This window comes from Mesorhizobium sp. B3-1-8, assembly GCF_006439495.1.
Taxonomy (GTDB): Bacteria; Pseudomonadota; Alphaproteobacteria; order Rhizobiales; family Rhizobiaceae; genus Mesorhizobium.
In genome coordinates this window covers 15,750-42,360 of record NZ_VFTK01000004.1, presented here as the reverse complement: position 1 = coordinate 42,360, position 26,611 = coordinate 15,750, and the positions used below count along the sequence as shown (strand labels likewise).

The 26,611-nt window shown below is 63.6% G+C and carries 28 protein-coding genes; 15 read left to right on the top strand and 13 right to left on the bottom strand.

What is annotated here, in order from left to right; genetic code table 11:
- The first annotated feature begins 74 nt into the window (after positions 1-74).
- The 12 genes from uxuA (at position 75) to FJ424_RS04895 (ending at position 13,708) form a co-directional block, all read left to right on the top strand.
- Positions 75-1,259, top strand: coding sequence for a mannonate dehydratase (gene uxuA, locus FJ424_RS04950; RefSeq protein WP_140652835.1), 1,185 nt, complete (start codon positions 75-77; stop codon positions 1,257-1,259).
- A gap of 99 nt (positions 1,260-1,358) precedes the next feature.
- The gene (locus FJ424_RS04945; RefSeq protein ID WP_140652837.1) at positions 1,359-2,501 is read left to right on the top strand and encodes an extracellular solute-binding protein; all 1,143 of its coding nucleotides are present in this window, start codon (positions 1,359-1,361) and stop codon (positions 2,499-2,501) included.
- On the top strand, positions 2,501-3,352 hold the full coding sequence (locus tag FJ424_RS04940) for an IclR family transcriptional regulator (protein WP_140652839.1): 852 nt from the start codon (positions 2,501-2,503) through the stop codon (positions 3,350-3,352). Before FJ424_RS04945 ends, FJ424_RS04940 begins: the two co-directional genes overlap by 1 nt.
- Positions 3,353-3,378: 26 nt before the next feature.
- On the top strand, positions 3,379-4,410 hold the full coding sequence (locus FJ424_RS04935; RefSeq protein ID WP_140652841.1) for a sugar ABC transporter substrate-binding protein: 1,032 nt from the start codon (positions 3,379-3,381) through the stop codon (positions 4,408-4,410).
- 224 nt (positions 4,411-4,634) lie between these two features.
- On the top strand, positions 4,635-5,618 hold the full coding sequence (locus tag FJ424_RS04930; RefSeq protein ID WP_140652843.1) for an ABC transporter permease: 984 nt from the start codon (positions 4,635-4,637) through the stop codon (positions 5,616-5,618).
- Positions 5,608-7,140 (top strand): sugar ABC transporter ATP-binding protein, encoded by a 1,533-nt coding sequence (locus FJ424_RS04925; RefSeq protein WP_140652845.1) that lies wholly within the window; start codon positions 5,608-5,610, stop codon positions 7,138-7,140. The genes FJ424_RS04930 and FJ424_RS04925 overlap by 11 nt, the downstream gene beginning before the upstream one ends.
- Before the next feature lie 63 nt (positions 7,141-7,203).
- Entirely contained in the window at positions 7,204-8,199 is a 996-nt protein-coding gene (locus FJ424_RS04920; protein ID WP_140652847.1) for an ABC transporter permease, read from the top strand.
- 1 nt (position 8,200) lies between these two features.
- On the top strand, positions 8,201-8,986 hold the full coding sequence (locus FJ424_RS04915) for an SDR family oxidoreductase (RefSeq protein ID WP_140652849.1): 786 nt from the start codon (positions 8,201-8,203) through the stop codon (positions 8,984-8,986).
- 19 nt (positions 8,987-9,005) lie between these two features.
- The gene (locus tag FJ424_RS04910) at positions 9,006-10,211 is read left to right on the top strand and encodes a CaiB/BaiF CoA-transferase family protein (protein WP_140652851.1); all 1,206 of its coding nucleotides are present in this window, start codon (positions 9,006-9,008) and stop codon (positions 10,209-10,211) included.
- 2 nt (positions 10,212-10,213) lie between these two features.
- Complete coding sequence (locus tag FJ424_RS04905) at positions 10,214-10,996, top strand: enoyl-CoA hydratase/isomerase family protein (protein ID WP_140652853.1); 783 nt, start codon at positions 10,214-10,216, stop codon at positions 10,994-10,996.
- Positions 10,993-12,849 (top strand): CoA-transferase, encoded by a 1,857-nt coding sequence (locus tag FJ424_RS04900; protein WP_181182016.1) that lies wholly within the window; start codon positions 10,993-10,995, stop codon positions 12,847-12,849. Before FJ424_RS04905 ends, FJ424_RS04900 begins: the two co-directional genes overlap by 4 nt.
- 10 nt (positions 12,850-12,859) lie before the next feature.
- Positions 12,860-13,708, top strand: a complete 849-nt coding sequence (locus tag FJ424_RS04895; RefSeq protein ID WP_140652855.1) for an SMP-30/gluconolactonase/LRE family protein — start codon at positions 12,860-12,862, stop codon at positions 13,706-13,708.
- 53 nt (positions 13,709-13,761) lie between these two features.
- Here the strand turns inward: FJ424_RS04895 and pqqE are convergent, their stop codons facing one another.
- Genes pqqE through pqqB form a run of 4 tightly spaced genes read right to left on the bottom strand, consistent with a single transcriptional unit; the run spans position 13,762 to position 16,887 of the window.
- The gene (pqqE, locus tag FJ424_RS04890) at positions 13,762-14,904 is read right to left on the bottom strand and encodes a pyrroloquinoline quinone biosynthesis protein PqqE (RefSeq protein ID WP_140652857.1); all 1,143 of its coding nucleotides are present in this window, start codon (positions 14,902-14,904) and stop codon (positions 13,762-13,764) included.
- The gene (pqqD, locus tag FJ424_RS04885; protein WP_140652859.1) at positions 14,901-15,197 is read right to left on the bottom strand and encodes a pyrroloquinoline quinone biosynthesis peptide chaperone PqqD; all 297 of its coding nucleotides are present in this window, start codon (positions 15,195-15,197) and stop codon (positions 14,901-14,903) included. The genes pqqE and pqqD overlap by 4 nt, the downstream gene beginning before the upstream one ends.
- Complete coding sequence (pqqC, locus tag FJ424_RS04880; RefSeq protein ID WP_140652861.1) at positions 15,194-15,952, bottom strand: pyrroloquinoline-quinone synthase PqqC; 759 nt, start codon at positions 15,950-15,952, stop codon at positions 15,194-15,196. The genes pqqD and pqqC overlap by 4 nt, the downstream gene beginning before the upstream one ends.
- Positions 15,949-16,887, bottom strand: coding sequence for a pyrroloquinoline quinone biosynthesis protein PqqB (gene pqqB / locus FJ424_RS04875; protein ID WP_140652916.1), 939 nt, complete (start codon positions 16,885-16,887; stop codon positions 15,949-15,951). The genes pqqC and pqqB overlap by 4 nt, the downstream gene beginning before the upstream one ends.
- Here pqqB and FJ424_RS33445 point away from each other — a divergent pair.
- Positions 16,871-17,362 (top strand): hypothetical protein, encoded by a 492-nt coding sequence (locus FJ424_RS33445; RefSeq protein WP_181182017.1) that lies wholly within the window; start codon positions 16,871-16,873, stop codon positions 17,360-17,362. The two genes, pqqB and FJ424_RS33445, sit on opposite strands and share 17 nt — an antisense overlap.
- Here the strand turns inward: FJ424_RS33445 and FJ424_RS04865 are convergent.
- The 3 genes from FJ424_RS04865 to FJ424_RS04855 form a co-directional block, all read right to left on the bottom strand.
- Positions 17,305-18,177, bottom strand: coding sequence for a substrate-binding domain-containing protein (locus FJ424_RS04865; RefSeq protein WP_348640106.1), 873 nt, complete (start codon positions 18,175-18,177; stop codon positions 17,305-17,307). The two genes, FJ424_RS33445 and FJ424_RS04865, sit on opposite strands and share 58 nt — an antisense overlap.
- Position 18,178: 1 nt before the next feature.
- Positions 18,179-18,703 carry a c-type cytochrome, methanol metabolism-related gene (locus FJ424_RS04860; RefSeq protein WP_140640331.1) on the bottom strand — a complete coding sequence of 175 codons (525 nt, stop codon included), beginning with the start codon at positions 18,701-18,703 and terminating at the stop codon, positions 18,179-18,181.
- A 158-nt stretch (positions 18,704-18,861) separates the two neighbouring features.
- On the bottom strand, positions 18,862-20,763 hold the full coding sequence (locus tag FJ424_RS04855) for a methanol/ethanol family PQQ-dependent dehydrogenase (RefSeq protein ID WP_140652865.1): 1,902 nt from the start codon (positions 20,761-20,763) through the stop codon (positions 18,862-18,864).
- Positions 20,764-21,459: 696 nt separating this feature from the next.
- Here FJ424_RS04855 and FJ424_RS04850 point away from each other — a divergent pair.
- Positions 21,460-21,813: a hypothetical protein gene (locus FJ424_RS04850; protein WP_140640327.1), complete on the top strand. Its 354-nt coding sequence runs from the start codon at positions 21,460-21,462 to the stop codon at positions 21,811-21,813.
- 56 nt (positions 21,814-21,869) lie between these two features.
- On the opposite strand, the gene FJ424_RS04845 is transcribed toward FJ424_RS04850, so the two are convergent.
- The 4 genes from FJ424_RS04845 to FJ424_RS04830 all read right to left on the bottom strand — a co-directional run bounded on the left by FJ424_RS04845 (position 21,870) and on the right by FJ424_RS04830 (position 24,642).
- Positions 21,870-22,610 (bottom strand): ATP-binding cassette domain-containing protein, encoded by a 741-nt coding sequence (locus tag FJ424_RS04845; protein WP_140652917.1) that lies wholly within the window; start codon positions 22,608-22,610, stop codon positions 21,870-21,872.
- Entirely contained in the window at positions 22,579-23,325 is a 747-nt protein-coding gene (locus tag FJ424_RS04840) for an ABC transporter permease (protein WP_181182020.1), read from the bottom strand. The genes FJ424_RS04845 and FJ424_RS04840 overlap by 32 nt, the downstream gene beginning before the upstream one ends.
- 77 nt (positions 23,326-23,402) lie before the next feature.
- Entirely contained in the window at positions 23,403-24,395 is a 993-nt protein-coding gene (locus tag FJ424_RS04835) for an ABC transporter substrate-binding protein (protein ID WP_140652869.1), read from the bottom strand.
- A gap of 37 nt (positions 24,396-24,432) precedes the next feature.
- Positions 24,433-24,642, bottom strand: a complete 210-nt coding sequence (locus FJ424_RS04830; RefSeq protein WP_140640323.1) for a hypothetical protein — start codon at positions 24,640-24,642, stop codon at positions 24,433-24,435.
- A gap of 291 nt (positions 24,643-24,933) precedes the next feature.
- On the opposite strand from FJ424_RS04830, the gene FJ424_RS04825 reads away from it, so the two are divergent.
- On the top strand, positions 24,934-25,314 hold the full coding sequence (locus FJ424_RS04825; protein WP_140640321.1) for a cytochrome c family protein: 381 nt from the start codon (positions 24,934-24,936) through the stop codon (positions 25,312-25,314).
- 42 nt (positions 25,315-25,356) lie between these two features.
- Here the strand turns inward: FJ424_RS04825 and gph are convergent, their stop codons facing one another.
- Positions 25,357-26,055: a phosphoglycolate phosphatase gene (gph, locus tag FJ424_RS04820; protein ID WP_140652871.1), complete on the bottom strand. Its 699-nt coding sequence runs from the start codon at positions 26,053-26,055 to the stop codon at positions 25,357-25,359.
- On the bottom strand, positions 26,052-26,609 hold the full coding sequence (locus FJ424_RS04815) for a thioredoxin family protein (RefSeq protein ID WP_140652873.1): 558 nt from the start codon (positions 26,607-26,609) through the stop codon (positions 26,052-26,054). The genes gph and FJ424_RS04815 overlap by 4 nt, the downstream gene beginning before the upstream one ends.
- Positions 26,610-26,611: the final 2 nt, after the last annotated feature.

Here is a 26,611-nt window from a genome sequence, read left to right as displayed (position 1 = left end):
AGCGCCAAATTTTAATTTGACTCCCATTGTGGTCCAACAATAAGTTGCCGACTTCTCACGGAGGAAAGCGGCAAATGGAACAGACTTGGCGCTGGTACGGTCCGGACGATCCGGTGACCCTCGATCACGTCAAACAGGCGGGGGCGACGGGCGTGGTCTCGGCCCTGCACGGCATCTATGACGGGCGCGTCTGGCCGCTGGAAAACATTCTCGAGCGCAAGCGGATCATCGAGGCGGCAGGACTGACCTGGTCGGTGGTCGAGAGCATTCCCGTCCACAACTCGATCAAGATCGGTTCGCCGGAGCGGCTCCGCTATGTCGGCTTCTACAAGGATACGATCCGCGCCCTGGCGAAGGCCGGCATCGCGACGATCTGCTACAACTTCATGCCTGTGGTCGATTGGACCCGCACGGATCTGGCTTACCGCCTGCCGACGACAGGTTATGCGCTACGTTTCGATGCGATCGATTTCGCCGCCTACGACCTCTTCGTGCTGAAGCGCCGAAATGCCGAGGCCGGCTACACGCCTGCGCGCATCGCCGAGGCGGAAGCGCGGCTGAAGGAGCTTAGCGACGAGAAAATAGACAGGATCGAGCGCAACCTCATCGCCGGCCTGCCCGCCACCGAGCGCGCCTACAACCGCGACAGCTTTCGCGAGGCCTTGGCCGACTACGATGCGATCGGGCCGAAGGAATTGCGCGAGAACCTGGCTTGGTTCCTGCGCGAGATCATTCCGGTGGCCGAACAGGAAGGGGTGCGCATGTGCATCCATCCCGACGATCCGCCATTCTCGCTCTACGGCCTGCCGCGCATCGTCTCGACCGCCGAGGATGCGCGCTTCATCCTCAATGCCGTCGACAGCCCGGCCAATGGCCTGACCTTCTGCACCGGCTCCTACGGCACGCGCGCCGACAACGACATCGTCGCCATGGTCAAGGAGTTCGCCAGCCGCATCCATTTCGTCCATCTACGCAACGTCACCATCGAGGATGACGGCTCTTTCCACGAGGCCGAGCACCTCGAGGGCGGCACCGACATGGCGCATGTCATCCTCGCGCTGATGCAGGAGGAGGCGCGCCGTCGCAAGGAAGGCCGCGCCGACTGGCGCATCCCGATGCGTCCGGACCACGGGCACCTCCTCGCCGACGACATCGGCAAGGCCAGGATCAATCCCGGCTACTCGCTGATCGGCCGGCTCAAGGGCCTCGCCGAGTTGCGCGGCATCATGCGGGCCGTCGAGCGGTTCGGGCTGGCTTGAGACGATTTGCGTATATAAAAACTATTTGCTCAGGTAAAAATACCTGCTAGTGGTTTGCGGACCGGGCACATGCCCGGTTGCAGGGAGGAATTGCGGGATATGACAAGACTGCGCGGTCTTGCGTGGGATCATCGACGTTGCTGGGGTCCGCTGGATGCCAGTGTCGGGCCGTATCGCGCCGCCAATCCCGGCCTGGAGATCGAATGGGACCGGCGCAGCCTCTATGAATTCGGCGAGGGCGCGCTCGGCCCCGTGCTCTCGGCCTACGATCTGGTGGTGTTCGACCATCCCTTCATCGGCGACATCGCGCAGGACGAGCTGATGGTGCCGTTCGACGCTTATCTGTCGGCGGAGCAGGTCCGCTTCTTCGAGCAGGATTCCGTCGGTCCGTCCTGGCGGTCCTACGAGAAGAGCGGGCGCCAATGGGCATTGCCGATCGATGCCGCCTGCCACGTCGCCTCGTATCGCCCGGACCTGCTGGAACGCTACGCACCGGTGCCCCGCACGCATGAAGAGGTGGTCGCGCTCGGCCGGCTGGCGCGCAAGGAAGGGAAATGGCTCGGCCTGCCTTTCGTGCCGACGGACGCCATGTGCCTGCTGTTGACGCTTGGCGACCCACAGGAGGACGGCGAGCAATTCATCGCGACGGACATGGTCGAGCAGGTCGTCGGGCAATTGCGCGAGCTTGCGGCACTGTCGCATCCGAACTCGTCCGGTTGGAATCCGATCCGCTGCTACGACCACATGGTCGCGCATGACGACGTTGTCTATGTGCCGTTCGCCTTCGGCTACGTGAACTATGCCGCGAAGACCGACAGGCCGTATCTGCGCTTTGCCGACGTGCCGACCCCGCGATCGGCCGGCGCCCTGCTCGGCGGCGCCGGCATCGGCGTCAGCGCCCAGTCGAGGCACAAGCAGCAGGCGATCGACTACGCGCTGTTCCTGTGCTCGCCCGACTATCAGCGCGGCGACTATGTGAAGTCGGGTGGACAGCCGGGATCGCTGGCAGCCTGGAAGGACGCCGAGGTCAATCGTCTCTCCGGCAATTTCTTCTCCTCGACGCTGCGCACGATCAGCTCGTCCTATCTGCGTCCGACACATCCGGGCTTCATCGCCTTCTTCCGCGAATGCGCGCCGCGCGCGGCCGCGGCCATAGCCGGCGACATCGGCGCTGCGGAGCTCGCCGACCACGTGAACCGCCTCTATCGCGAAACCAGGCAGCCGGAACGGAGCATTGCGTGATGGCTGCCGGTATTGCCGAAACGCTCGAGGAAAGCGAAAGCGGCCGCAACGGATATCGCGTGCCGGCGGTGGAGAAGGCGCTCGACGTGCTGGAGTTCATGGCCTCAAGCGCCGATGCGATGACCCAGACCGAGATCGCGACCGGCCTTGGCAGGTCCATCCACGAAATCTACCGCATCCTGCTTTTGCTGGAGAAGCGCGGCTACATCTTCCGAACGCAATCGGACCGCTTCCGGCTGTCGCTGAAACTGTTCGAGCTGGCGCATATGCATCCGCCGGTGAACAGGCTCGTCGAATCCGCGCTGCCGGCGATGCGCGAATTGACCGCCAATGCCGACCAGAGCTGCCACCTTGTGGTGCGTGAAGGGCAGAACGCGCTGGTGGTGCTGCAGATCGATTCACCGCTGCCGATGCGCTATTCGGTTGCGCTCGGATCGCATTTCCCGATCCTGGAAACCAGTTCCGGCGCGGTGCTGCTCGCCCACTCGAACCGGGCCGAGCGCGACCGCATCGTCGAGCGCATCGTCGCCGCCGGCGAAGGCCAGGGAACGCGCGGGGAAATCGAGGCACGGCTGAACGAGGTGGCCAGGCTTGGCTACGAGATGCGCGCGTCGCTGGCTGTCGAGGGCTGCACCAACATCTCCATGCCCGTGCGCGACCATGTCGGCGCCGTCATCGCCGCGCTTACGGTCCCGCTGCTGCCGCAGAAAGCAGCACGTTTCGACCGTCAGACCGTCTTCGAACGAACCCGGACAGCCGCCGAGAAGATATCGGCCGCGCTCGGCTGGGGCGAAGCCAACAGCTCTTCACGTGCCGACCCGGAACGGCGGGATTACCCGTTCAGCGACTGAGACAAACGAAAACCTGGGAGAGAAAAATGCACTGGTCCAAATCAATCCTGCTCGCATCCGCGGCCATGCTGGCCATCGGCGCGGCGGCGGCGCATGCCGAGAACATGCCCAAGCACATCGGCTACGTCACCAACTACGCCACGCATGAGTGGTACCAGAATGTCATCAAGGGCATGAAGGCGCATGGCAAGGAACTGGGAATCGAGGTCGAGGTGCAGGACGCCAATCTCGACATAGCCAAGCAGGTCGCCGCGGCCGAAGACTTCATCGCCAAGGGCGTCGACGTGCTGATCATCACCCCGGTGAATGAGGAAGGCGTGGTGCCGCTGCTGCGTCAGGCCAAGGCCGCCAACATCCCGGTGGTGCTCGAGGGCAACCCGGTCAAGGGCATGACCACGATGGTTGCCATCTGCGACTACGACACCGGCTATTTCTCGGGCGTCGAGGCCGGCAAATATGCCAAGGAAAAGCTCGGCGGCGTCGCCAAGGTGATGAATGTCGGCCTGCCGTTGCTGTCGGCGACGGTGCTGCGTTCGCAAGGCTTCATGGACGGGCTGAAGACCATCGTCCCCGACGCGGTCATGGTCCACGACCTTGACGGCGGCGGCAATCCGGACCGCGCGCTGGAAGTGTCTTCGGCCGCCCTCGCCAAGAATTCCGACGTCAACATCATCTACGGTATCAACGATTCGTCCTCGCTGGGCGGCCTGCAGGCCTGGAAGGCTGCCGGCAAGTCGCAGGACGGCCTGCTGACGGTCGGCACCGGTGGCGAAGGACTTGCCTTCATCAACGCCATGCAGAACGAGCCGTCCTACCGCATCGAGGCCGCCATGTTCCCGGAAAAGGAAGGCTTCACGACCATCGACGCCGCGGTCAAGCTGTTCAACAACGAGCAGGTGCCGGAGCACATCGTCAGCCCGACCGCGCCGATGACTGGCGACGAGTGGAAGAAATACTATGATTATGACGGCACGACCCGCACCATCAAATGGGACGCCGTCAATGCGCTGCAGCCGCCGGCAAAGTGCATGAAGACCTCGGCCGACCTGAAGAAATAGGTCGATCGACACGGTCCTTCCCGCGTCGCGGGAAGGACCACCAGCCAGGCGCCGACGGCCAGCGAAAACACGGCGCCGGCGCCTGACCTTAGAGCCGGATGATTTCAGGTCTGTTCGACCTGAAATCTGAATCCGTCTCTAAATCCGAGAGATAGAGCATGATGTCGTCCGAAAACCGCTTCACACTTTTCGGCATCATGCTCTAGCGACGGGAACGGACTGATATGAGCGAGCTTACACACGCTTCCGCGCAGAAGCGTTTCATCGGCGGCCAGCTTCTCGGCAGCAGCCAGCTGGTGCTGAGCGCCATCCTGGCGGTGCTTTGCATCGCCATATCGATCGCGGCGCCGCAGTTCTATTCTGAGGCCAACATCATCGCCATCCTGCGCCAATGCGCGCTGGTGCTGATCGTCGCTTCGGGCATGACCATGCTCATCATCACGGCGGAGGTCGACCTGTCGGTCGGCGCTTCGCTTGCCTTTGTCGGCTGCATCGGCATGGCGGTGCTCAATTCCACTCACAGCCTCGCACTTGGCATGCTGGCGGCACTCGCCTTTGCCGGCGGCGTCGGCCTGTTCAACGGGCTCGTCGTCACCAGGCTTAGGGTGAATTCGCTGATCGCCACCATCGGCACTATGATGATGCTGCAGGGTGGCGTCTATCTGTTCACGCGCGAAGCGGTGCAGAACCACAATCAACTGGCAAGCTTCACCGATCTCGGCGCCGGCTATGTCGGCGCCGTGCCGGTCCCCGTCATCCTGGCGGCGCTGATCTTCCTTGTTGCCTATGTGACGCTGCGCTTCACCACGCTCGGCCGCTATCTCTACGCGGTCGGCGCCAATGAAAAGGCGGTGCGCCTGTCCGGCCTGCGTTCGGAACGGCTTAAGCTGCTTGCCTTCGTCGTCACCGGCCTGTGCGTCGGCGTTGCCGGCATGATCTTGTCGTCATTGATGAATGCCGGCCAGCCGACCGCCGGGCGCGGCTTCGAGCTGACGGTGATCGCCGCCGTCATTCTCGGCGGCACCAGTCTGCTCGGCGGCCGCGGCTCGCTGTTCGGCACGCTGCTCGGCGTGCTGGTGCTGAAGGTGATCGACAACGGCATCATCATCCTCGGCTGGAACCAGGACCTGCAGATGGTGGTGCCGGGCATCGTCATCATCCTGGCGACCTATCTCGACATCATCCGGAACAAAGCCAATGTCCGTTGATTTCCTTCATCCCGGCGAAGGCGCGGCCATCGACACGAATGTGTCGGCGCTGGAGATGCGCGGCATCGGCAAGCGGTTTCCGGGCGTGGTGGCGCTGGACAATGTCGACTTCACCCTGGAGGCCGGCAAGATCCATGCCCTGATGGGTGAGAACGGCGCCGGCAAGTCGACGCTGATCAAGATCATGGCAGGGGTCTACGGCAAGGACGCCGGCACGGTGCGCATGCGCGGACGCGAGGTCGACATCAAGTCGCCGCGCGACAGCCTGAAGGAAGGCATCAAGGTCGTCTTCCAGGAGATCGCGTTGATCTCCGAATTTACCGTCGCGGAAAACATCTTCCTTGAAGGCTATCCGACCGGCAGGGCCGGCTCGATCGACTGGAAGAAGATCCGCGCGGACTCGGCGGCGCTGTTCAATCGCATCGGCTTCAACGTCGATCCGGCGGCGCGGACAGGATCGCTGCCGGTGAGCCAGCAGCAGATGGTCGAGATCGCCCGCGCGCTCGCCCACGAAGCCCGTGTCGTTGTGATGGACGAACCGACATCCTCGCTGACGCCGAATGAAGTCTCGCTGCTGTTCACCGTCATCCGCCGCCTGGCATCGCTCGGCATCGCCGTGGTCTATGTCAGCCACAAGCTCGACGAGGTGTTCGAGATCGCCGACACGGTGACGGTGCTGCGCGATGGACGCCACATCTCGACCAAGCCGATCGGCGAGCACACCAACGACACGCTGATCCAGGACATGATCGGCCGCCGCATCGACAACCTCTTTCCCCGTCAGCGTGCCGCGGCGGGCAGCAAGGTGGCGCTCTCCGTCGAGAAGCTCAGCACGGCGAAGAAGCTCATCGACGTGTCATTCGAGGCGCGCGCCGGCGAGGTGCTCGGTTTCTTTGGATTGATGGGCGCCGGCCGGACCGAGCTCGCCAAGGCGATCGTCGGCTACGATCCGATCATTTCGGGCACCATCGCGGTCGACGGTCAGCACCTCGCGCCGCACGACACGCGCACCGGCGTGCGGCTCGGCATCGGCCTGCTCACCGAGGACCGCAAGAGCGAAGGCCTGATGGGCGAGCTGCCCGTCTACCAGAATGCCAGTCTCGCCTCGCTCGGCGCGTTCGCCCGCCTGGGCTTCGTCGACAAGGCGAAAGAGCATCAGGCGGTGCAAGACTATGTCGACCGCTTCCGCATCAAGACGCCCAGCCTGTTCCAGCAGATCAAGAACCTCTCGGGCGGCAACCAGCAGAAGGTGCTGATCTCGCGCTGGCTGATGCGCGGCCTGAAGGTCATCGTCGTCGACGAGCCGACACGCGGCATCGATGTCGGCGCCAAGTCGGAAATCTTCGCGCTGATCGACCGGCTCGCCGGCGAGGGCCTGGCGGTCGTCATGATGACGTCGGAGATGCCGGAGTTGCTCGGCCTCGCCGATCGCATCGCGGTGATGTGCGAGGGCCGCCTGACCTCGATCATGTCGCGCGAGGAAGCCACGCAGGAGAAGATCCTCAATGCGGCGATCGGATAGAACCATGGCGCATCGCCGCAGCACTTCTTGCGATACGCACCATTCCCTTGGAGGAGGCAAGCGATGAGCCTGGCAAGCACGGCTTCCGCAAAAGACCGGCCATCCATGCTGGCGCGGCTCTTTGCCCGGCAGGAACTGGCGCTGCTCGTCTGCCTGATCCTGGTGCTGGCGTTCTTTTCCGCGACGGTCGAGAATTTCTTCTCCGTGCGCAACATGACCAACGTGCTGGGCCAGGCCTCGCTGGCGCTCACCGCCGGCATCGGCTGCGCCATCGTCTTCATATCCGGCGAGGTCGATATCTCGATCGGCTCGCTGCTGGCGACCATCGCGCTGCCGCTGATCATCATCATGAACGATACCAACTCGCTGTTGCTCGGCGTCAGCGGAGCGCTGCTGTTCGGCCTGATCATCGGTATGGTGAACGGCTATCTCGTCGCCTATGCCGGCATCAACTCGCTGATCGTAACGCTCGGCACGATGTTCATCATGCGCGGCGGCGTCTATCTCTACACCGGCCAGCGCGCGATTCCCGACGACGCCAGCCTCGACAGCTTCATCGCGCTGTCCGACGGGCGTCTGTTCAACATCATCCCATATTCGGCGGTGATCGCCATCATGCTCCTCGCCGCCTTCGGCTACATGATGCAGCACCGGCCGTTCGGGCGGCAGATCTACGCCGTCGGCGGCAATCAGGAAGTGGCGCGGCTGGCAGGCTACGACGTACGGCGCGTCAAGTTCATCTGCTTCATCATCAGCGCGCTGCTGGCGACGGTCGCCGGCATCATCCTGGCGGCACGTGTCGGCTCGGCGCAGCATACGGCGGGGCTCAACTTCGAATTCCAGGTCGTTGCCGCGACGGTCCTCGGCGGCGTGAGCCTTGCCGGCGGCATCGGCAGCCTGACAGGGATGGCGCTGGGCGTGCTGATCCTGCAATTCCTGTCGAACGGCCTGCGCGGGCTCGGGCTGCCGACCGAATGGCAGCTTGTCATCACCGGCATGATCATCATTGCCGCGGTCGCCTTCGACGAAGCGAAGCGCCGGCGCGCGAATGGAGGCTGACATGGCTCGTCTTGAAGGAAAAACCGCAGTCATCACGGGTGCGGCCGACGGCATAGGCCACGCGATCGCCGAGGCGATGGCGCGGGAAGGGGCGCATGTCTTCCTCGGCGACATCGCCGACGAGGCCGGCGAGGCGTTCGCCGCGGCACTTCGCGCGGCCGGCCGCCGCGCCGACTATGTCCATTGCGACGTCTCCCAGGAAGCCGATATCGCCAGCCTGATCGACAGCGCGGTGAAGAAGACCGGACATCTCGACATCCTGGTCAACAACGCCGCCATCGCCATCGGCGGCATGCCGGTGCACGAGATGACCGACGAGCAATGGCACCGGCTGATCGCCGTCAACCTGACCAGCGTGTTCCGCGGTTGCAAATACACGCTGCCGCACATGATCGCGCAGAAGTCGGGATCGATCATCAACATGGCCTCGGCGCAGGGCCATATCGGCCTCGACGGCTGGACCGCCTATGCCGGCGCCAAGGGCGCGGTGATGGCGATGACGCGCCAGATGGCGGTGGAGTTCGGCCCGATGAAAATCCGCGTCAATTCGATCTCGCCCGGCACCATCAACACGCCGATGAACGACAGGCTGATCAAGGAGATCGGCGGCAATCTCGCCAAGGCCTGGGTCAAGATGCATCCGCTCGGCCGCATCGGCGAGCCTTCCGAAGTGGCCGAGGCCGCCGTCTATCTCGCCTCCGATGCCGCCGGCTTCACCACCGGCACCGACCTGCGCGTCGATGGCGGGCTGACGGCGGCACCCCGCTACGTTCCCGAACTGCTTTGAAAACGAAACGAGACATGAAATGAACAAGGCCCTCGAAGGCGTCCGTATCCTCGATTTCAGCCATCTGCTGCAGGGGCCGTTCGCCACGCAGCTGCTGGGCGACATGGGCGCCGACGTCATCAAGATCGAGCGCGCCGGCGCCGGCGACATGTTCCGCGGCATGACCTTCTTCGCCAAATGGGTCGGGGGCTCCGAGAGCCCGAACTTCCTCGCCTGGAACCGCAACAAGCGTTCCATCGCGCTCAACCTGAAAAGCCGCAAGGTGCATGCCATCATCATGGAGATGGCCCGGACTGCGGATGTCGTGGTGCAGAACTTCCGCCCCGGCGTGCTGGCCAAGCTCGGCTACGGTTACGAGGACTTCAAGGCCGTCAATCCCCGCATCATCTACTGCTCGGGTTCGGGCTATGGCGAGGAGGGGCCCTACGTCGAGCGCCCCGGACAGGACATGCTGATCCAGGGACTGGCGGGGCTGATCGCCAACACCGGCCGCGGCGATCAGGCGCCGGTGCCGGCAGGCGCCGGCCTCGCCGACCAGATCGGCGCCATGAATATGGTCTACGGCATCCTGTCGGCGCTCTATTATCGCGAGAAGACCGGCAAGGGCCAGAAGATCGAGGTCAATCTGCTGGCCGGCCTGCTGGCGCATCTCAACCAGGAATATGTCGCCGTGCTCAATCTCGGCGAGGATTTCGTGCGGCCGAATTCCGGCATCGGCCATCCCGGCATGCAGGCGCCGTTTGGCATCTACGAGACCAGGGATGGCGGCTATGTGTCGATCGCCATGAGCCCGTTCAAGACGCTCTACGAAGTGCTGGAGGCGCCGCAACTCGCCGTCTACGACGATCTCAAGACGCTGTTCGACAAGCGCGACGAGGTGTTCGAGAAGGTCAATGCCGAGACGAAGAAATTCGCCACGCAGGACCTGTTGGCGCGGCTACTGGCAGCCGACATCTGGTGCGCCGAAGTAAAGGACATTCGTCGCGCGGCGGAAGACCCGCAGGTCACGCATATGGGCATGATCACCAGCTACGATCATCCGCGCGGCGGCAAGGTGAAGGTGGTGGCGCCAGCGGTCAAGATGAGCGAGACGCCCGCGACCATCGAGCGACCGGCGCCGTTGGTCGGCCAGCATGGCCGCGAGATCCTGGCCGAGTTCGGTCTGTCGAAGGACGAGATCGCTGCACTCGAAGCGTCGGGCGACATGACCGTGGACGCGGTCTGAGGATGGGCGCCTACCAGACACTCACGGTCGAAACCCAGGGCCGGGTCGCGGTCGTCACCTTCCGCCGCGCCGACCAGCTCAACGCCATGAACCGGATCATGCAAGGCGAGATCACGGAGGCGTTCGAGGCTCTCTCCTCTGACCCCGGCGTCGGCGCGATCGTGGTGACAGGCGAGGGGCGCGGCTTCATGGCCGGCGCCGACATCAAGGAATACGCCGCCCAGACCGCCGCCGAGTTCGACACGTTCCAGGCTGCCGGGACGCGCATGTATGCGGCGATCGAGAACAACCGCAAGCCGGTGATCGCGGCGGTCAACGGCTTCGCGCTGGGCGGCGGCATGGAGCTGGTGCTGTGCTGCGACATCGTGATCGCCAACCAGTTCGCGAAACTCGGCCTGCCGGAAATCAAGCTCGGGCTGATCCCCGGCGGTGGCGGCACGCAACGCAGCGTCGCCAAGCTCGGCCGCAACCGCGCCAATCTTCTGCTGATGACCGGCGCCATCGTGCCGGCCTCCGAATTCGTGAGCACCGGCCTGGTCAACGAGATCGTCGATGTCGAAAGGCTGATGCCGCGCGCGCTGGAACTGGCCGGGATGATCGCCGCCGAGCCCGCCGCCGCGATCGAAGGCCTGAAGGCCCTGACGGCCCATGCCGAGTCCGGCGATCTGGCGGATGGCCTCGCCATGGAGCGCAACATATTGGGCGGCCTCTACCGCAGCGAGATCGGCCAGCGGCGCGTCAAGGAGTTCGCCGAGAGGAGCGCCGTGAAGAAGGCCGGCTCATGAGTGGCGACGACCATCGCGACCTCGGCTGGGCGCATGGCGCGCTGACCGTGCAGCGGCTCGGCGCTGTGACAGATCGCAGGTCAGTTTCCCTGGTCAAGTCGAACCGGCCCCGCTTCACCGATATCGAGGGGCTGGCGGCGATGGTCGGCCACGGCGACGCTTTCGGCGTCGGCGGCCACCACTTCGCCCGGCTGCCGATCGCGTTGCTGCGCGCGATCGCCGGGTCCGGCGTGAAAGACTTGCACTACGTCTCCTGGGCCGGCGGGCTGCCGCTCGAGCTGCTGCTCGAGGCGGGCGCGGTGGCGGAAATCGAGCTGTGCTTTTCCAGCCTCGACATCTTCGGGCTGCCGCCGAGGTTCCGCGCGGCGGCCGAAAACGGCGCGATCCCCGTCCGCGACTGGACGGCTCTGGCCATGATCCAGGCGCTGCGGGCGGCACAGCAGAACCTGCCGTCGATGCCGTTCCAGTTGCCTCAGGGTTCCGACATGCTGGCGCGCGTGCCGGGTGCGGTCGCCAGGCCCGATCCGCTTGCCGGGACCGAGACGGGGTTCGTCCCACCGCTCAGGCTCGATACGTTCATCGTCCATGCCCAGCGCGCCGACGAAAGCGGCAATGTCGAGATCATCGGGCCGCGGGCGCTGGACTTCGCCATGGCGGGCGCGGCGCGCCAGGTGCTGGTCACGGTCGAGGAGATCGTCCCGGTCGGAGCACTGCGGCGGGACGGCCGCCAGAGCGTGCTTACCCGCAATCAAGTTTCGGCGATAGCGCTGGTCCCGGGCGGCGCCTATCCGGCCTCGTGCCTGCCATTCTACGTCACGGATTATCAGGCCTTGTCGGAGGCGTTCGCGACGAAGGACGCAGCTTTGTCGGACAAGCTCGGCCTGCCTGCTGACGGCCTGCCGGAGCGGCTTCAAAAAGCGGCCAAGGTCACCGCCGAAACGGTCCTCGCGATGCCGGTGCCCGCACAGGGGAACGGGAAGGCAACCGTCGACGAGATCATCGCCGCCCGCATCGCCGCCGAGCTCGACAATGAGAGCTTCGCCAGCGCCGGGGCGGTCTCGCCGCTCGCCAACGTCGCCTACCGGCTGGCCAAGGCGACGCACGCGCCGGACATGATCATCGCGACGATGAGCTGCGGCCACCTCGACATCGCGCCGAGCCCGATGGTGCTGTCGCTGATCGAAAGCCTCGATTGCGAGACGGCCGTGGCGCATGCCGGCGGCGACGACACCTATTCGGCCTACTATCAGGCGGGCGCGGTGACGCATGAGATCGTCGGCGCGGCACAGGTTGACCGGCGCGGCCGCGTCAACACCATCGCGTTGCGCAAGCCGAACGGCGGCCTCATCCGGCTGCCAGGGCAGGGCGGCATGGCCGACGTCGCCAACATGCATCGCGACTATCTGCTCTACGTCCCGCGTCATTCGGTCCAATCGCTGGTGAACGCGGTCGAGATCGCAAGTTCCGCCCGCGGGCTGCTCACGCCGGCCGAACGCGAACCGATGGGGTATCGGACAGGCAAGGCGCTGGTCTTCACCGACCTCTGCGTCCTCCGGCTCGACGAGGCATCACGGGAGTTGATCGTTATCGAAACCATGCCGGGCGTCACCCGACAGCAGATCCGTGACGCCACCGGCTTTGCGGTGACGTTCGACGCCGATTGCCACGAGGTGCCGGCGCCCTCCAGCGATACGCTTGCCGTGCTGCGAAACCGCATCGACCCGCTTGGCCTGCGACGTCTCGAATTCGTCAGCGCCAAGGAGCGCGGCGCGCTCATCGCCGAAATCCTCGCGGCCGACCGCGCCATGGTCGAGCGCTGCATCGCCGCTCAAAGCTCGCCTGCCGCAAGCTGAGGTGCGTTCCATGGCAAAGCCGTTGCTCGACATGTCCGCCGCCCGGGTCTTCTTCGACGGCATCTTCAGCAATCCGCGTGTCGCGCATCCGGAGGGCGTGGCTGTCCATCGCGACGAATCGATCTGGTGCGGCACCGAGACTGGCGACCTTCTGAGGCTTGCCGCCGATGGCGGTTCGGTCGAGCGCATGGGCGGCACCGACGGTTTTCTGCTCGGCATTGCCTTCGACCGTGCCGGCAACTGCTTTGCCTGCGATCTCAGGCATGCCGCTATCTTCCGCTGGGACGCCGCGACAGGTCGCATGGAGCGCTTCGCTTCGTCCGGTATCCGCGTGCCCAACTATCCGATCGTCGACGAGGCGAGAGGCTGGCTCTTCGTTTCGGACAGCGTCGGCCAGGACAACCGCTCGGGCATCTTCCGTTACGATCTCAAGACGGGCGAGGGCGGCCTGTGGTTTCAGGAGCCGATGTCGTTCGCCAATGGCATGGCCATGGCGCCGGACGGCAACGGCCTCTACGTGGTGGAAAGCAACGCGCCTTGCGTCAGCTTTGTGCCGATCCTTGGCGACGGCAGTGCAGGGGACCGTGAGGTCGTGGTCGAAGGCGTGCGCAACGTTCCCGATGGTGTCGCCTTCGCTCGCGACGGCTCGCTGCTGATCTCATGCTACGAGCCGAGCCGCATCTATCGCTGGCGAAAGCAGCAAGGTCTCGAAGTGCTGATCGAGGATCTGGCGGCGACGACGCTGGCGCATCCCACCAACATCGCCTTCAAGGGCGACAAGCTCTACACCGCAAACCTTGGCCGCTGGCACATCACCGAGATCGATCTGGCCGGGATTCCGGGCTTGAGCGGCGCCTAATCGGCAAGAGACACAAGGCGATACCGCCAAGGGCCAAGGTATCCTTCGGGCCGTTATCGGTGGGCAGGCTCGGCGCGCGTGTCAGGTCGGGTTGCGGCGCCGATCCGCCGGAAAATGAAGCTTTCATTTTCCCCCGGTGCTGCCTCTCCCTGCGCGGCTTCGGTCAGTATCGCCATGTACTTGTGGATCGGTGACTTGATGCAGGCCGGATCGGTGGCCGCGGCATCGCCGGCAATCGCCATCGCCTGGCATCTGCACCCACCCCAATCGACCTCGCGCCGTTCGCAGCTTCGGCAAGGTTCCTGCATCCATTCGGTGCCGCGGAAGGCGTTGAATGCCTCTGAATCGGTCCAGATTTCGGCTAGCCTGCGTTCTCCAAAGCGCTCGAAGCGGAGCGAGGGAATCGTCTGCGCGGCATGGCACGGCAACACGGTGCCGTCGGGAGCCACCATGAACGCGTCGCGCGCCCAGCCGCCCATGCATGGCTTGGGATAGATGGCAAAATAATCCGGCGTGACGAAGTCGATGTCCATGATGCCGGCAAGCCTTTCGCGCTCCGCCGCGACAATGTCCGCCTGCCGGTTGACCGCTGCCAGGTCGGGCATCAGCCTGTCGCGGTTGGCGAGCGCCCAACCGGCATATTGGACATTGGCGATCTCGATCCGCTCCGCATCCAACGAAAGGGCCAGATCGATGAATTCCGGCACTTCCTCGATGTTGTGCCGGTGAACCGGCGCATTAATGGTGAGGGGCAGCCCGGCCGCGCGGGCGCGGTGCGCCGTCTCCAGCTTTTTCTCGTGGCTGCCCCGGTGGTTGCCGATACGGTCGGTTGTCACTGGTCGGGCGCCCTGGAAGCTCAGTTGCAGGTGGTCGAGTCCGGCTTCGGCAAAGGCCTCGATGCGGCCCTCGGCAATGCCGACGCCGGCGGTGATGAGATTGGTGTAGACGCCACGCGCCGAAAGCCCGGCAATCAATTGCTCGAGGTCGCGGCGCAGGGTCGGCTCGCCGCCGGAAAGATGCACCTGCAGCACGCCGAGATCGGCGGCCTGCGAGAAGAGATCGAGCCAGGTCTGCGTGTCGAGCTCGCGATTGGCCTTCAGCAATTCGAGCGGATTGGAGCAATAGGGGCACTGCAACGGGCAGCGATGCGTCAGTTCCGCCAGCATGCCGATCGGAGGCAGAATGGGCTCGCTCATAGCTTCACCAAAAGCTTGTCCGACCATTCCTGCAGGAAGGCGATGACGTCGGCCGCCACGTCCTCCGGGCCTGCGTCATAATCGGCCGCAAGACCGGCGATGATGCTGTCGACGGTGGACTGGCCGTCGCAGCGGCGCAGTATGTCGAGGCTGATCTCGTTCGGCCAGAATACCTTCTCCGGCGAAAGCACGGCGAAGGCCTGCCGCACGGGATCGTACTGGATGCGCACATGCTTGGGCAGCGATGGCGCAGACCGCAACGACACAATGGCTCTTTCGCGCAGCGCCGTCATAAGGCCTCCTCCGGGCGGAAGGCGCCGGGCGGGATGTTTCCCGGCGCGCCGTAGGCATGCTGGAGAGCATCGAGCATGGCCCAGAGTATATCGCATTTGAACACCAGCGCATCGATCGCCTGCTGCTGGCGTTCGGGCGTGTCGGCGTGGGCGAGCACGTAGGCGAGGGCGAAGTCGGCGTCGCGCGATGCCTGTTCGGGACGCCGGCTGAAATAGGCCAGCGTATCCTCGGTGATGTAATCGTATTTCGCCAGCATCGCCGGCACCCGCTCGCCGATGATGCGCGGCGAGAACATCTCGGTCAGCGACGACGCGACCGCCTCGAGCAGCGTCCGGTTCGTGCAGAATGACAGGTAGGCGCCGACGGCGAAGCGGGTCGCCGGCAGCGCCAGCCTTTCGCTTTTGACCGCTTCGGCATCGAGCCCGAGCGAGGTCGCCAGATGCAGCCAGCGCGCGATGCCGCCGCTCCAGCCGTCCTCGCCGTCATGGTCCTCGATGCGTTTGCGCCAGGCGGCGCGAAACGCCGGATCCTCGGCATGTGCCAGGATCATGGCGTCCTTGCGCGGAATGACCGCCTGGTAGCAATATCGGTTCAGCGCCCAGGCCTGCATTTCGGCTTTCGACAGCGCGCCGCCGGTCATTCTGTGATGGAAAGGATGGCGGTTGTGATAGCGCTCGTCACCGACCTGCCGCAGCACAGCCTCGAGCTCGCTCTTGGACAGGCCACCTCTGGCCGCGTCGCGGAAATCGCTCAAAATTCCATCTCCATTCCATCGCTGGCGATTTCCCAGCCAGCCGCCCTGACCGCCGCGTGTTCGGCGGAATTCTCGTCCAGAACAGGATTGGTGTTGTTGATATGAATGAAGATACGGCGAGCGATCTTCACATCGGCCAGGCCGGCAATCGAACCCACTTGTCCGGACATTGCGATGTGCCCCATGCGCGCACCGGTTTTCTGGCCGACACGCGCCGCGATCATCTCGTCGTCCGTGTAGACGGTGCCGTCGAACAGAAGGCAGCGGGCATTGGCCAGGCGCGCGCGCAGCGCGGCATTGATGCGCGCGCAGCCCGGAATGTAGAAAACGGCGCCGCTGCCGTCGGCCCCGCTGATACGGACCCCGATCGTGTCGCCCGTGTCGGAGCTGAAGTCGGCATCGGGATCGCCTCCTTGCTCGAGATAGAGCGCGACCTTCCCGGGCACCGGAAAGCTGCCGACGACAACGCCGGTCGGATGGCCGTCCGCGTCGCGGATCGCCATTTCCTCCGTTGGCGCCAGGAGACGCCGCGGCACGATCACCGGATCGAGGACATTGAAAATCGAATTCGCCTCCAGCGTCGCCAGCACCTGTGCCGTCGCATAGATCGCGAAGGGCTGTCGTTCACGCAGGCTGAGCAGGCCGGCGATATGGTCCACGTCGGCATTGGTCAGCACCACCGCGCGGATAGGCGTCGAGCGCAACGGTGCGTCGGCCGCGGGCTGCAGCTCGGGCGCGTGCGCAATCTGCTGGCGGATGTCGGGCGATGCGTTGAAGAGAACCCAACCCGTCCCGTCCGCCGATGCGGCAATGGATGATTGGGTTCGCGAATGTACGCCGAACATCCCGCTGCGAGCCGCGCGGCTCAGGCGGTGATTGCAGTTCCATTGCGGAAAGCCGCCTCCGGCCGCCGATCCGATGATCTTCACGCGCATGGCAAATGCGTGCTCCGCGGCCAGTCTGACCGGCTTGTCGGCGTTAGAAAGCTTTGTATCCGCGTTGTTTCCCGCTGCAAAGCCTGCGGCGGGGTGCATGCCCCTGCTGCCAGGGACATGCACCCTTGCGGCCTACTTCCTGGGAGGAATTTCAGCAGGCAGATACCGCGAAATTTCGAAGCCCGCAGCGACTTGGCACATGGTCGGTTTCTTCCAGCTCTTCTTCATGGCATTCTCCTCTTCTGCCAGCCCGAAGGGGCCGGTCATGTCATTGACGCCATTGCGGGCGGTGCAATGGCTCGTCCATCACTTCACAAATGGACAAATGAAACACCGGGTTCTCAAAACAACTAAAGAAAACTATCTGCCTCGAAGATCGGTTCCTTCCCTCCATCGCCGTTTTCGCGCCGATCGCGCTCACCCCGGCGCCGCCGTGATCGGGTTGTCATGTTCGTCGATCAGCGGCACGTTGTAGTCGAGCAGGAGCTTGTTGATCTCCGCCTGGTTCTCGCGGATCACCTTGTTGAGCATACGCTTCCATTCCTGGTCGGATGGACGCACGCCCATGGTGATGCGGTAGGACATGCGCGAACCGGTCTTTTCCTTGACCAGCGGGACGATCGTGACATTCGCGCCGAGCTGCCTTGCGTAGTAGCCTGCCATCGGCCCCCACAGGATCGCCGCGTCGATCTTGCCGGCAAGCATGTCCTTGAGCACGACTTCTCCCATCGACGGGGTGACGCGCGTATCGACGGCCAGCGGGTAGATCTTCGCCGTTCGCAAGAGCTTGTTGGCGGCCATATTGGCGGTCGGCGGTGTGCGTTCGACGATGCCGATCCTCTTACCGGTGAGTTTCGGATCCTCGATCGTCTCGACACCCTCGAGGTCATCGCCCTTCGGGTGCACAAGCACGTAGGAGGAGCGATAGTAGGCGTTGGTGTTCTGCACCAGCTCGTCGCCCTGGGCATAGCCCATGATGATGTCGCATCGGTTGGCGGCAAGCGTGTTGCGCACGAAGCCCATGACAGTCGGAAACCATGTGTAGGCGACCGACTTCCGCCCTGTCTTCCTGGCGACCAGCTCGGCCAGCTTGTTTTCGAATCCCTGACCGTTCTGGTCGGTGAAGGGCATGTTCGAAGGATCGGCGCAGACGCGCAGAATGTCGGGATCGACCAGCTCTCCCGCTGCGCCAAGGCCGGCGCCTTGCGCCCAGGCGGCCGATGGCAGCAAGGCGAGCGCGCCGAGCAGGGGCAGAACGAAACGTGGCTTCGATGCAACCCGGCCTGTCACGTCATCCCCCCATGCAGGATTTTTCGGCATCCTTGGCCGCTTGGGGTTTGTCCTCGTGCTTGGGCGGCCTGCCGCGCGGCGCGGCGCCGTCGGCGCGGGCGCGCAGATAGACGTAGAGGTCATCCAGGTAGCAATAGACGTTCTTGTTGTCACCAAAGGCCGGCATGACATTCTCCTTGCCGTTGGCGGTGTTCTTGCGGCCCTGGGCGACGATCGAGAGGAAGGTAGGGTAGTCGATTGTCTTCAGGCTGTTCGCCAGGGCCGGGGCATAGGTCGAACCCATCCCGTCCTGTCCGTGGCAGACATGGCAGTCCGAGTGATAGCGGCGATAGCCGCTGAAGGTGTACCAATCCACGGTTCCGTTCTCGATCTTGTAGGTTGGATTTCCATCCGCATCCAAATATTTGCCGCCCTCGTCCTTCACCGCCTTGGCTTTGTCGGCGCTGTCCTCGGCCTGCGCTGAAGTCGGGCCGGCCAAAGGCAGAAGGGTCAGGGCGAGAACGGAAACTGCGATGCGGATGGACATTCAGACACTTCCTTATTTTGCCAAGGACGAGGGGTTGCCGTCGCGAAGCGGCGTTGACCGGTGTTCGGGTGTGCTGCAGATCGAGAGCCCGGCCGTTGCCTGCGGATGATCCGGGCTCTCGATCTTTCAGCCTTCGGTCTTAAGGTTTTCCCGGGATATCAATCCGGAAGACCGAAGACGGTGAGCTGGCCGCCCAGCGTCGTGTAGTCGGCGAGTGCCGCGTAGCCACCGACCGCTCCGAGACCGGCAGTTCCAACGACCGCGGCCTGATCGCCCTGCGCGCGGCCCTGATCGACGGCGCCATGCCAAGCGGCGGCGTTGTCGGGTGACAGCAGTCCGCCGGCGAGGCCGATACCTGCCCATCCGCCGACACCGGACAGAACGGCGATGTACTGCTTGCCGTCATGCTCGAAGGGCGTGACGTTGCCGATGATGCCGGACGGGGTCTTGAACTTGTAAAGTTCCTTGCCGTGCTCATCGACTGCCTTGATGTAGCCTTCGAGGGTCCCGTAGAAGATGACGTCGCCAGCGGTCGCCAGAGCGCCCGACCACACCGAGAACTGCTCGGGCTTCGACCAGACGATCTCACCCTTGGCGGCATCCCAGGCAATGAAGTTGCCCATGTTGCCGTCACCGCCAGGCGCCGGATACATCGACACCGTGGCGCCCACATAAGGCTGGCCGGCCGTGTAGCTCACCTTATACGGCTCATAGTCCATGCAGACGTGGTTGGTCGGCACATAGAACAGCCCGGTCTTCGGCGAGTAGGCGGCCGGCTGCTGGTCCTTGGTTCCGAGCGCTGCCGGGCAGATACCCGTCGAGTTGGTGTCTTCGCCGTTCTGCTGCGTCGAATATTTCGCCACGACCTGCGGGCGGCCGTATTCCTTGCTGTTGGGGTCCATATTGACTTCGGTCGCCCAGTTCACCGCCGGGTCGTACTTCTTGGCGACGAGAAGTTCGCCGTTGGCGCGATCCATGGTGTAGGCGAAGCCGTTGCGGTCAAAATGCACCAGCACATCGTGCTTTTTGCCTTTGACCTCCATGCCGTCGACGAGAATCATCTCGTTGATGCCGTCAAAGTCCCATTCGTCATGCGGGGTCATCTGGTAGACCCATTTGGCCACGCCGGTGTCGGCATCGCGGGCGAAGATGGTCATCGACCAGCGATTGTCTCCGGGGCGCTGGACCGGGTTCCAGGTCGAGGGATTGCCGGTGCCATAGTAGACGAGGTTCAGCTTGGGATCATAGGAATACCATCCCCAGGTCGTGCCGCCGCCCGTCTTCCACTGCTCGCCTTCCCAGGTATTCGTGCCGGAGTCCTTTCCCACCGGCTTGCCGAGCTGCGTGGTCTTCTCGGGATCGAGCAAGGTGTCCGCATCCGGACCTTCCGAATAAGCCTTCCAGGCGAGCTTGCCGTCTTTCAGATTGTAGGCGGCCAGCCAGCCGCGGACGCCGAATTCCGCGCCGGATACGCCGACGAGGACCTTGTCCTTGATGACCACCGGCGCCGATGTGCCGGACTCACCCTTGCCGCCGTCGGTCTGTTCGCCGTTCTTGACCGACCACACGACCTTGCCGGTCTTGGCATCGAGCGCAACGACGGTGGTGTCGGCCTGGTTGAGAATGATCTTGCCGTCTCCGTAGGCGACGCCGCGATTGACCGTGTCGCAGCACATGATCGGAATGACGTTGGTGTCTTGCTTGGGTTCGTACTTCCAGAGGATCTTCCCGTCATTGTCGAGATCGAGGGCGAAGACGGTGTTCGGGAACGGTGTGTGGACATACATCACGTTGCCGATGATCAGCGGTCCGCCCTCGTGGCCGCGCAGCACGCCGGTCGAGAAGGTCCATTTGACCTGCAGATTCTTCACGTTTTCCTTGGTGATCTGCTTGAGCTTGGAATACCGGGTGTTGGCGTAGTCGCCAGTCTGCATCACCCAGTCTTTCGGATTTTCGGCCATCTTCACGAGGTCTTCGTTGGCTGACGCTGTATAGAGTGCGCCTAACGACAGTAGCGTGGCGGTTGTTGCGATGTAGGTGGCTTGAGTAAGTGCGCGCATCAAATTCCTCCCATGTTGACAACAAGAAATCGGCAATCAAGCTCGCAAGAGCTTGTTCAGGCGATTGGTATTGGGAAGTATTTCCGGCAGCTGTCACGACCTAAACTTCAAGTAGCAGAGGAACTTTCCTATCCTCTACCAAATCAGCCTAGCCTGCACCCGCCCGGTTGGCCTACGAAAGACTGCCGCCGCTCCCTTGTTACAGCGATGTCCTTGAAGCCGGAAACAGGGTAAGGCTATGTCATTGCAAAATGTCAGGCAAGGAAAAACCCCCGCCTGAATTGTGCGATGCAGCATTTATCTAGTGCGACGCAATATAAAATTTAGAGAAAAAAGACATTCAAAATTTCACCATGGTTAGAAGTTTAAAATCGAATAATTTCATATGCAATATCTAATATGATCGTATTATAGGCGTGATAAACTTCTAAGTATATTTCTAAATATTCTTGTGTCTCGTTTCGCTTGATATCTCTGGTTGTCCGCATTGATCTGGCTATGAAAAAATATTCGCTAAGATGGGCGCTGGGACGAGCCGTGGAGCTGCTTTGGAGAGCTGCCGTCGGTGGGAAAGGCATTCCTCCTTTGGTCCTATACCGGGGCGGTGAGAACTTGACCGGGCTTGCGGCATGCCGCCAACTGGGCACGATGGTGCTGCCTCGCTGCAGCGCGCGCGGGCAATCGGAGGAATTTCTCATGGTCAGATATGTTGGATTTTCGATCCTTCCGCTCCTCTTTTCGCCGGCAATGGTCCTTGCAAACCCAGCCGGCGCCGCGGGGGACTACCCGACGGCGACGATTGTCGACTACGTGCTCGGCTGCATGCAGACGAACGGCCAGACGCGTCAGGCGCTGGAGAGTTGTTCATGCTCGATCGACGTCATCGCCTCGATCCTCCCTTACGACCATTATGAGAGGGCCGAGACCTTCAAGAGCCTGTCCCTGACGACAGGCGAGAATGCAGGTCTGTTCCGCGAAAGCGCGCCGGCGAAAGCCGCGCGGACGGAGCTGAAGCAGGCGCAGGCCGAAGCCGACGTGCGTTGCTTCTGAAGCATCCGGGAAAGTCCGCAGTGGTTTTCCGTCCGGAACTGCATGGACCAGGGCGGTCAGGCCACGCCCGGAAATTTCTGATGGAACGATCGCAAAAGGCCGTTCGTCGCCTCGGGGCCGCGGTGTTGCCGGGGCAGCCCTATGTCGAAAACGCCGAGCACGTGCGAGGGCCGCGGCGCAAGCACGATGATGCGATCCGCCAGCGTTAGCGCCTCGGTCAGGTTGTGTGTCACCATCAGGGCGGTCGTGGGCCTGGCCGACCAGACGTCGAGAAGCAGGCGCCGGAGTTGCCCGGCGGTCCGTCCGTCGAGCGAGACGAAGGGCTCGTCGAGGAACAGCACCGCCGGCTCGGTCGCGAAGGCCCGCGCAAGCGCCGCCCTTCGCGCGAGGCCGAGCGAAAGTTCCGCCGGATAGAGCGAGCGCATGCCGGCGAGACCGAGCGTGTCGAACAGCGCGTCGAGATTTTTCGCGCGCAGGTCTTTCGGCAGCGCCAGCCTGACATTCTGTTCCACCGTGCGCCAGGGCAGCAAGGTGGGTTCCTGGAACACGGCGGCTATGCGGTTCGAGCCGCCTTCGGGCAGCTGGAAAGAACCGGAGAACTGCCTGTCGAGCCCAAGCAGAATGCGCAGCGTCGTGGTCTTGCCGCAGCCCGATGGCCCGAGCAGGCAGGCGAATTCGCCTTGTTGGACCTCGAAGGAAAGGTTCTTCAGCGCCATGACCGAGACGCCCTGCGCGGACCTGAAGGTTTTTTCGGCGATGTCGACCCTAAGCGGAGCGGCGGCGCCAACGGGTTGCATGTCGTTCAACGGGCTGCACCAGAAGAAGTTCGATCACGAGCATCACCGCCACGAATGCCAGCGTGTAGGCAAGAATGGCGGCGACGTCGAAAAGCTGGAAATAGAGGTGGATCTGAAAGCCCACGCCGTTGGAGCGGCCGAGAAGTTCGACCACCAGAACGATCTTCCAGATGAGAGCGATACCGGAGCGCGAGGCCGCGGCCAGATAGGGCTGCAATTGCGGCAGCAGGATATGGCGAAGGCGGTCGAGGGGACCAAAGCGGTAGACGGCCGCCATTTCGGCGTAACTCGGGTCCAGCGCCCTGGCGCCCTCGCGCATGGTCACCACGACATTCGGGATCTTGTTTACGGCGACCGCGCCTATCGCCGCCGCCTCGTTGAGGCCGAACCAGATATAGGCCAGCACGATGACCACCAGCGCGGGGATGTTGAGGAACAGGATGAGCCAGGGGTTGAAGAACCGGTCCGCGCGGCGGTAGCTGCCCAGCAGGATGCCGATCGCCGATCCGACGATCATCGCGACGAGATACGCCGCGGCGACCCGGCCCAGCGTTGTGCCGAGGTGGTAGAAAAGGTCGCCGCTCGCCGCCTCTCTCAGCAACACCTGCCAGACCTCACCTGGTCCCGGAAAGGCGGGGCTCGGCCAGGTATTCGCCGCCAGGCTCCACAGCAGGCCAAGCCCGAGCAAGGAGACTGTCACCGTCAGCGCGGGCATCAGCGTCGCAGCGGAGCCGGAACGGCCGGAGATGCCGGCCGCTTCGCCGAGCGTGCGATCGCCGCCGTCTCTTGCGGTCATTGCGGCGGCTCCCGCCAGAATGTGCCGGGCGCCATCTCCGGCGCGCTGCCGACCAGCTTTTCGCCGCCGATTCGGGCCAGCACCCGATAGAGCCTGCCGGCATCGACCGCCTCCTCGGCGACCGGCCGCCTGGGGATGCCCTCGCGGTAGCGGTCGCGCAGCTTGGCCAGCTCCTTGCCGTCGGCGCGGATGACCGGCGCGAGGCGCAGCCACTCTTCGTCGGACCTTGCCAGCAGATCCTTGGCCTGCGCGGAAGCCTTGAGGAAGCCGCGGGCGGCTTGCGGATTGTCGTTCGCCCATTTGTCGTGGAAGACATAGCCAAGCGCGGATACCGGACCCGATGCTCCGAGCGCCATCTGCGCGTCGCCGGCGCCGATCAGCCGACGAAAGCCGTCGGCCTCGAGCCTGGCGCAGAAGTGCCAGAAATTGAGCGCCGCATCGAGCTCGCCCTGAATGGCCTTTTGCGAAATCAGCGGCGGCGCGCCAAAGACGACATCGCTGACCGCCGGCAGGTCGATGCCGTGATCGCGCCTGGCCAGCGCCTGTATCAGCAGCCAGCTCTTGTCGATGGCTCCGCCGGCGACGCCGATCTTCTTTCCCTTGAGGTCTGCGATCGTGCGGATCGGCGATGCGTCCTTCACCATGATCGCCCCGACGGCGGTCGAATAGGGGGCCAATGTCACGTCGCCGCCCTCCGAGCGCTGGCGCGAGACCCACAGCCAATCGGTCACGATCATGTCGATCGCGCCTGCCAGCATCGCCACATTGGTCGCATCCTCCCCGGCGAAATTGATGACGTCCAGATCGATCCCGTTGGCGGTGTCGAACTTGTGCTGCTTCAGCGTATCAAGCTCCCAGCTCACCGTGCCGAACTTCAGCACGCCGATGCGAAGCTTGGACGCGGCGGAGGCGGCAACGGCGTGTGAGCCGAGAACCGCCGCCGTTCCAAGAGCCGCCAGACGGAGCGCTTCCCGCCGCGAAATCACGATGCGTCCTCCCGGGACTGCAACAAACCAGGGGCGCCGGTCAGATTGCCCGGTCCTTCGTCGGGAAAGCGCATTTCCAGCGCCTGACCTTCAAGGCCGGGTGTTCCTGCGACCATTTCGCGATTTCGCTGGGCGCCAGCATCATGCATTGGAACAGGGAGCCGCGGCTTTCAAAATAGAGATGCTCGTCTCGGCAATCGCCGGGATTGGCACTCAGGCAAACCGTCAATATGAGGTCGACCATATTCATTCAGCACCTCTTGCGCGCGCGAAGACGCCCGCTCTGGCGAAATGCCGCCGCCCCCATTGCCTGGGCAAATCCCAGCCTGGATGAAACCAGCCTGACCGGTGTCCCGAGGTGCCCTTGGGAATCCAGAACGGCCTGAAGCTACGCGCTCGCCCCAGGACCGTCAACAAAGTCGAAAGTACAGGATGGGCTCTCTCGGGTGTGGCAGTCTGGACCTTCGTATGATTGACTTCCGCCATCCGCCGGTTAGCTTTTTGCTCATGCCGGGGATTTGACGATCAATGAGGAATTGCCATGCGCGCTATCGCATTTTTCGCCGCCATATTCCTGGTTACTTTCATTACGGACCAATCCTACGCGCAGGATGCGGCGGCAGGCGAGAAGGTCTTCACCAAATGCAAGGTCTGCCACGTCGCGGACAAGGACCAGAACAAGGTCGGTCCGTCGTTGAACGGCGTCATCGGCCGCACGGCCGGCACGCATCCGGGATTCAGCTATTCCCAGGCCATGGTCGCGGCCGGAAAGTCCGGCGTCAAATGGGACGAGCCGACGCTGACGACCTATCTCCATGATCCAAAGGCCATGGTGAAAGGCACGAAGATGGCGTTTGCCGGCCTCAAGGACGACAAGGACGTGGCCAACGTCATCGCCTATCTCAAGCAATTCTCGAAGTGACGGCCTAAAGCGGTCCAGCGTTGATAGAATCGCCGAGCCGCTCTACGCGGCGTCACGCAGCCTCCGCATGGCGGAAGGCAGATCGAGCAGGCTGTCGCATACGAGGTCCGCGCCCAGCTCCTCGACGGGGACATGGGTGTAGCCGCCGCGCACCAGAACGACCGGCATGCCGGCCGCGCGCGCGGCGCCGACGTCGCTGATGCTGTCTCCAACCATCAGCGCTTCGTATGGTTCGACGCCAAGCTGGTCGAGCGCCAGAAGCAGAGCGTCAGGCGCCGGTTTCAGGTTTGTCACGGCATCTCCGCCGACGATCGCGCCGAGATATTCCGTCAAGTGGAAATGCAGCAGGATTTCGCGCGTCGCCAATTGCGGCTTGTTGGTGGCAACGCCCATGGCCGTTCCGTTCAGATGGAAGTGGGTGAGAACTTCCCTGACGCCAGGCATCAGCCTCGTCAGGCCGGTCAGATGTCTGCGGTAGATCGGCGCCATGTCGCGATTGGCTTCCTCGAGAACGCTGCCGGCAAGCGGCGACCCCGAGGCGGCGAAAGCCCGCTCGACCAATTTCATGACACCGCCGCCGATCATCGCCCTGACCCGATCCACGCTGAGCGGCGGCAGATCGCGGCCGGCCAGCAGCTCGTTCACGGCCGCCGCGATATCGGGCGCCGAATCGATCAGCGTGCCGTCGAGATCGAACAGGATCGCCCTTGGCGACCCAAACGGCTTGCTTGCGTCTTTCATGCGGCTTCCTTCCATTTGATCGAGCAGCCGATCGAAGCGATCTGGTCGCGCGGTCCGTTACCGGTTCGGGCAACCTGCTTCATCGCCTCCAGCAGATCGCGTCTCAGTCCAGGCTGTCCGGCCTCGCGTCGCGATGCATCCAGCCGGCCGCGATATTGCAGCGTCAGCTCGCCGTTGAGGCCGAAGAAATCCGGGGTGCACACGGCGCCATAGGCGCGCGCCACCGCCTGCGACTCGTCATGGAGATACGGGAAGGTGAAGGCGTTCGCCCTGGCGAAGAGCTTCATGTTGTCGAAGCCATCGTCAGGATAGGCGTCGGCATCGTTGGCGTTGATCGCAACAAAGCCGATACCCTCGGCCTTGAGGTCGTCGGCGTCGCGCACGATGCGCGAAATCACCGCCTTCACATAGGGGCAGTGATTGCAGATGAAGGCGACGACCAGCCCGTTGGGTCCGGCCTGGCCGAAGATCGAATGCGATCTGCCGTCGATGCCGGGCAAGACGGCGTCGACGCCTTGCCAGCCGAAATCGCAGACCGGTGGGATTGCCGCCATGT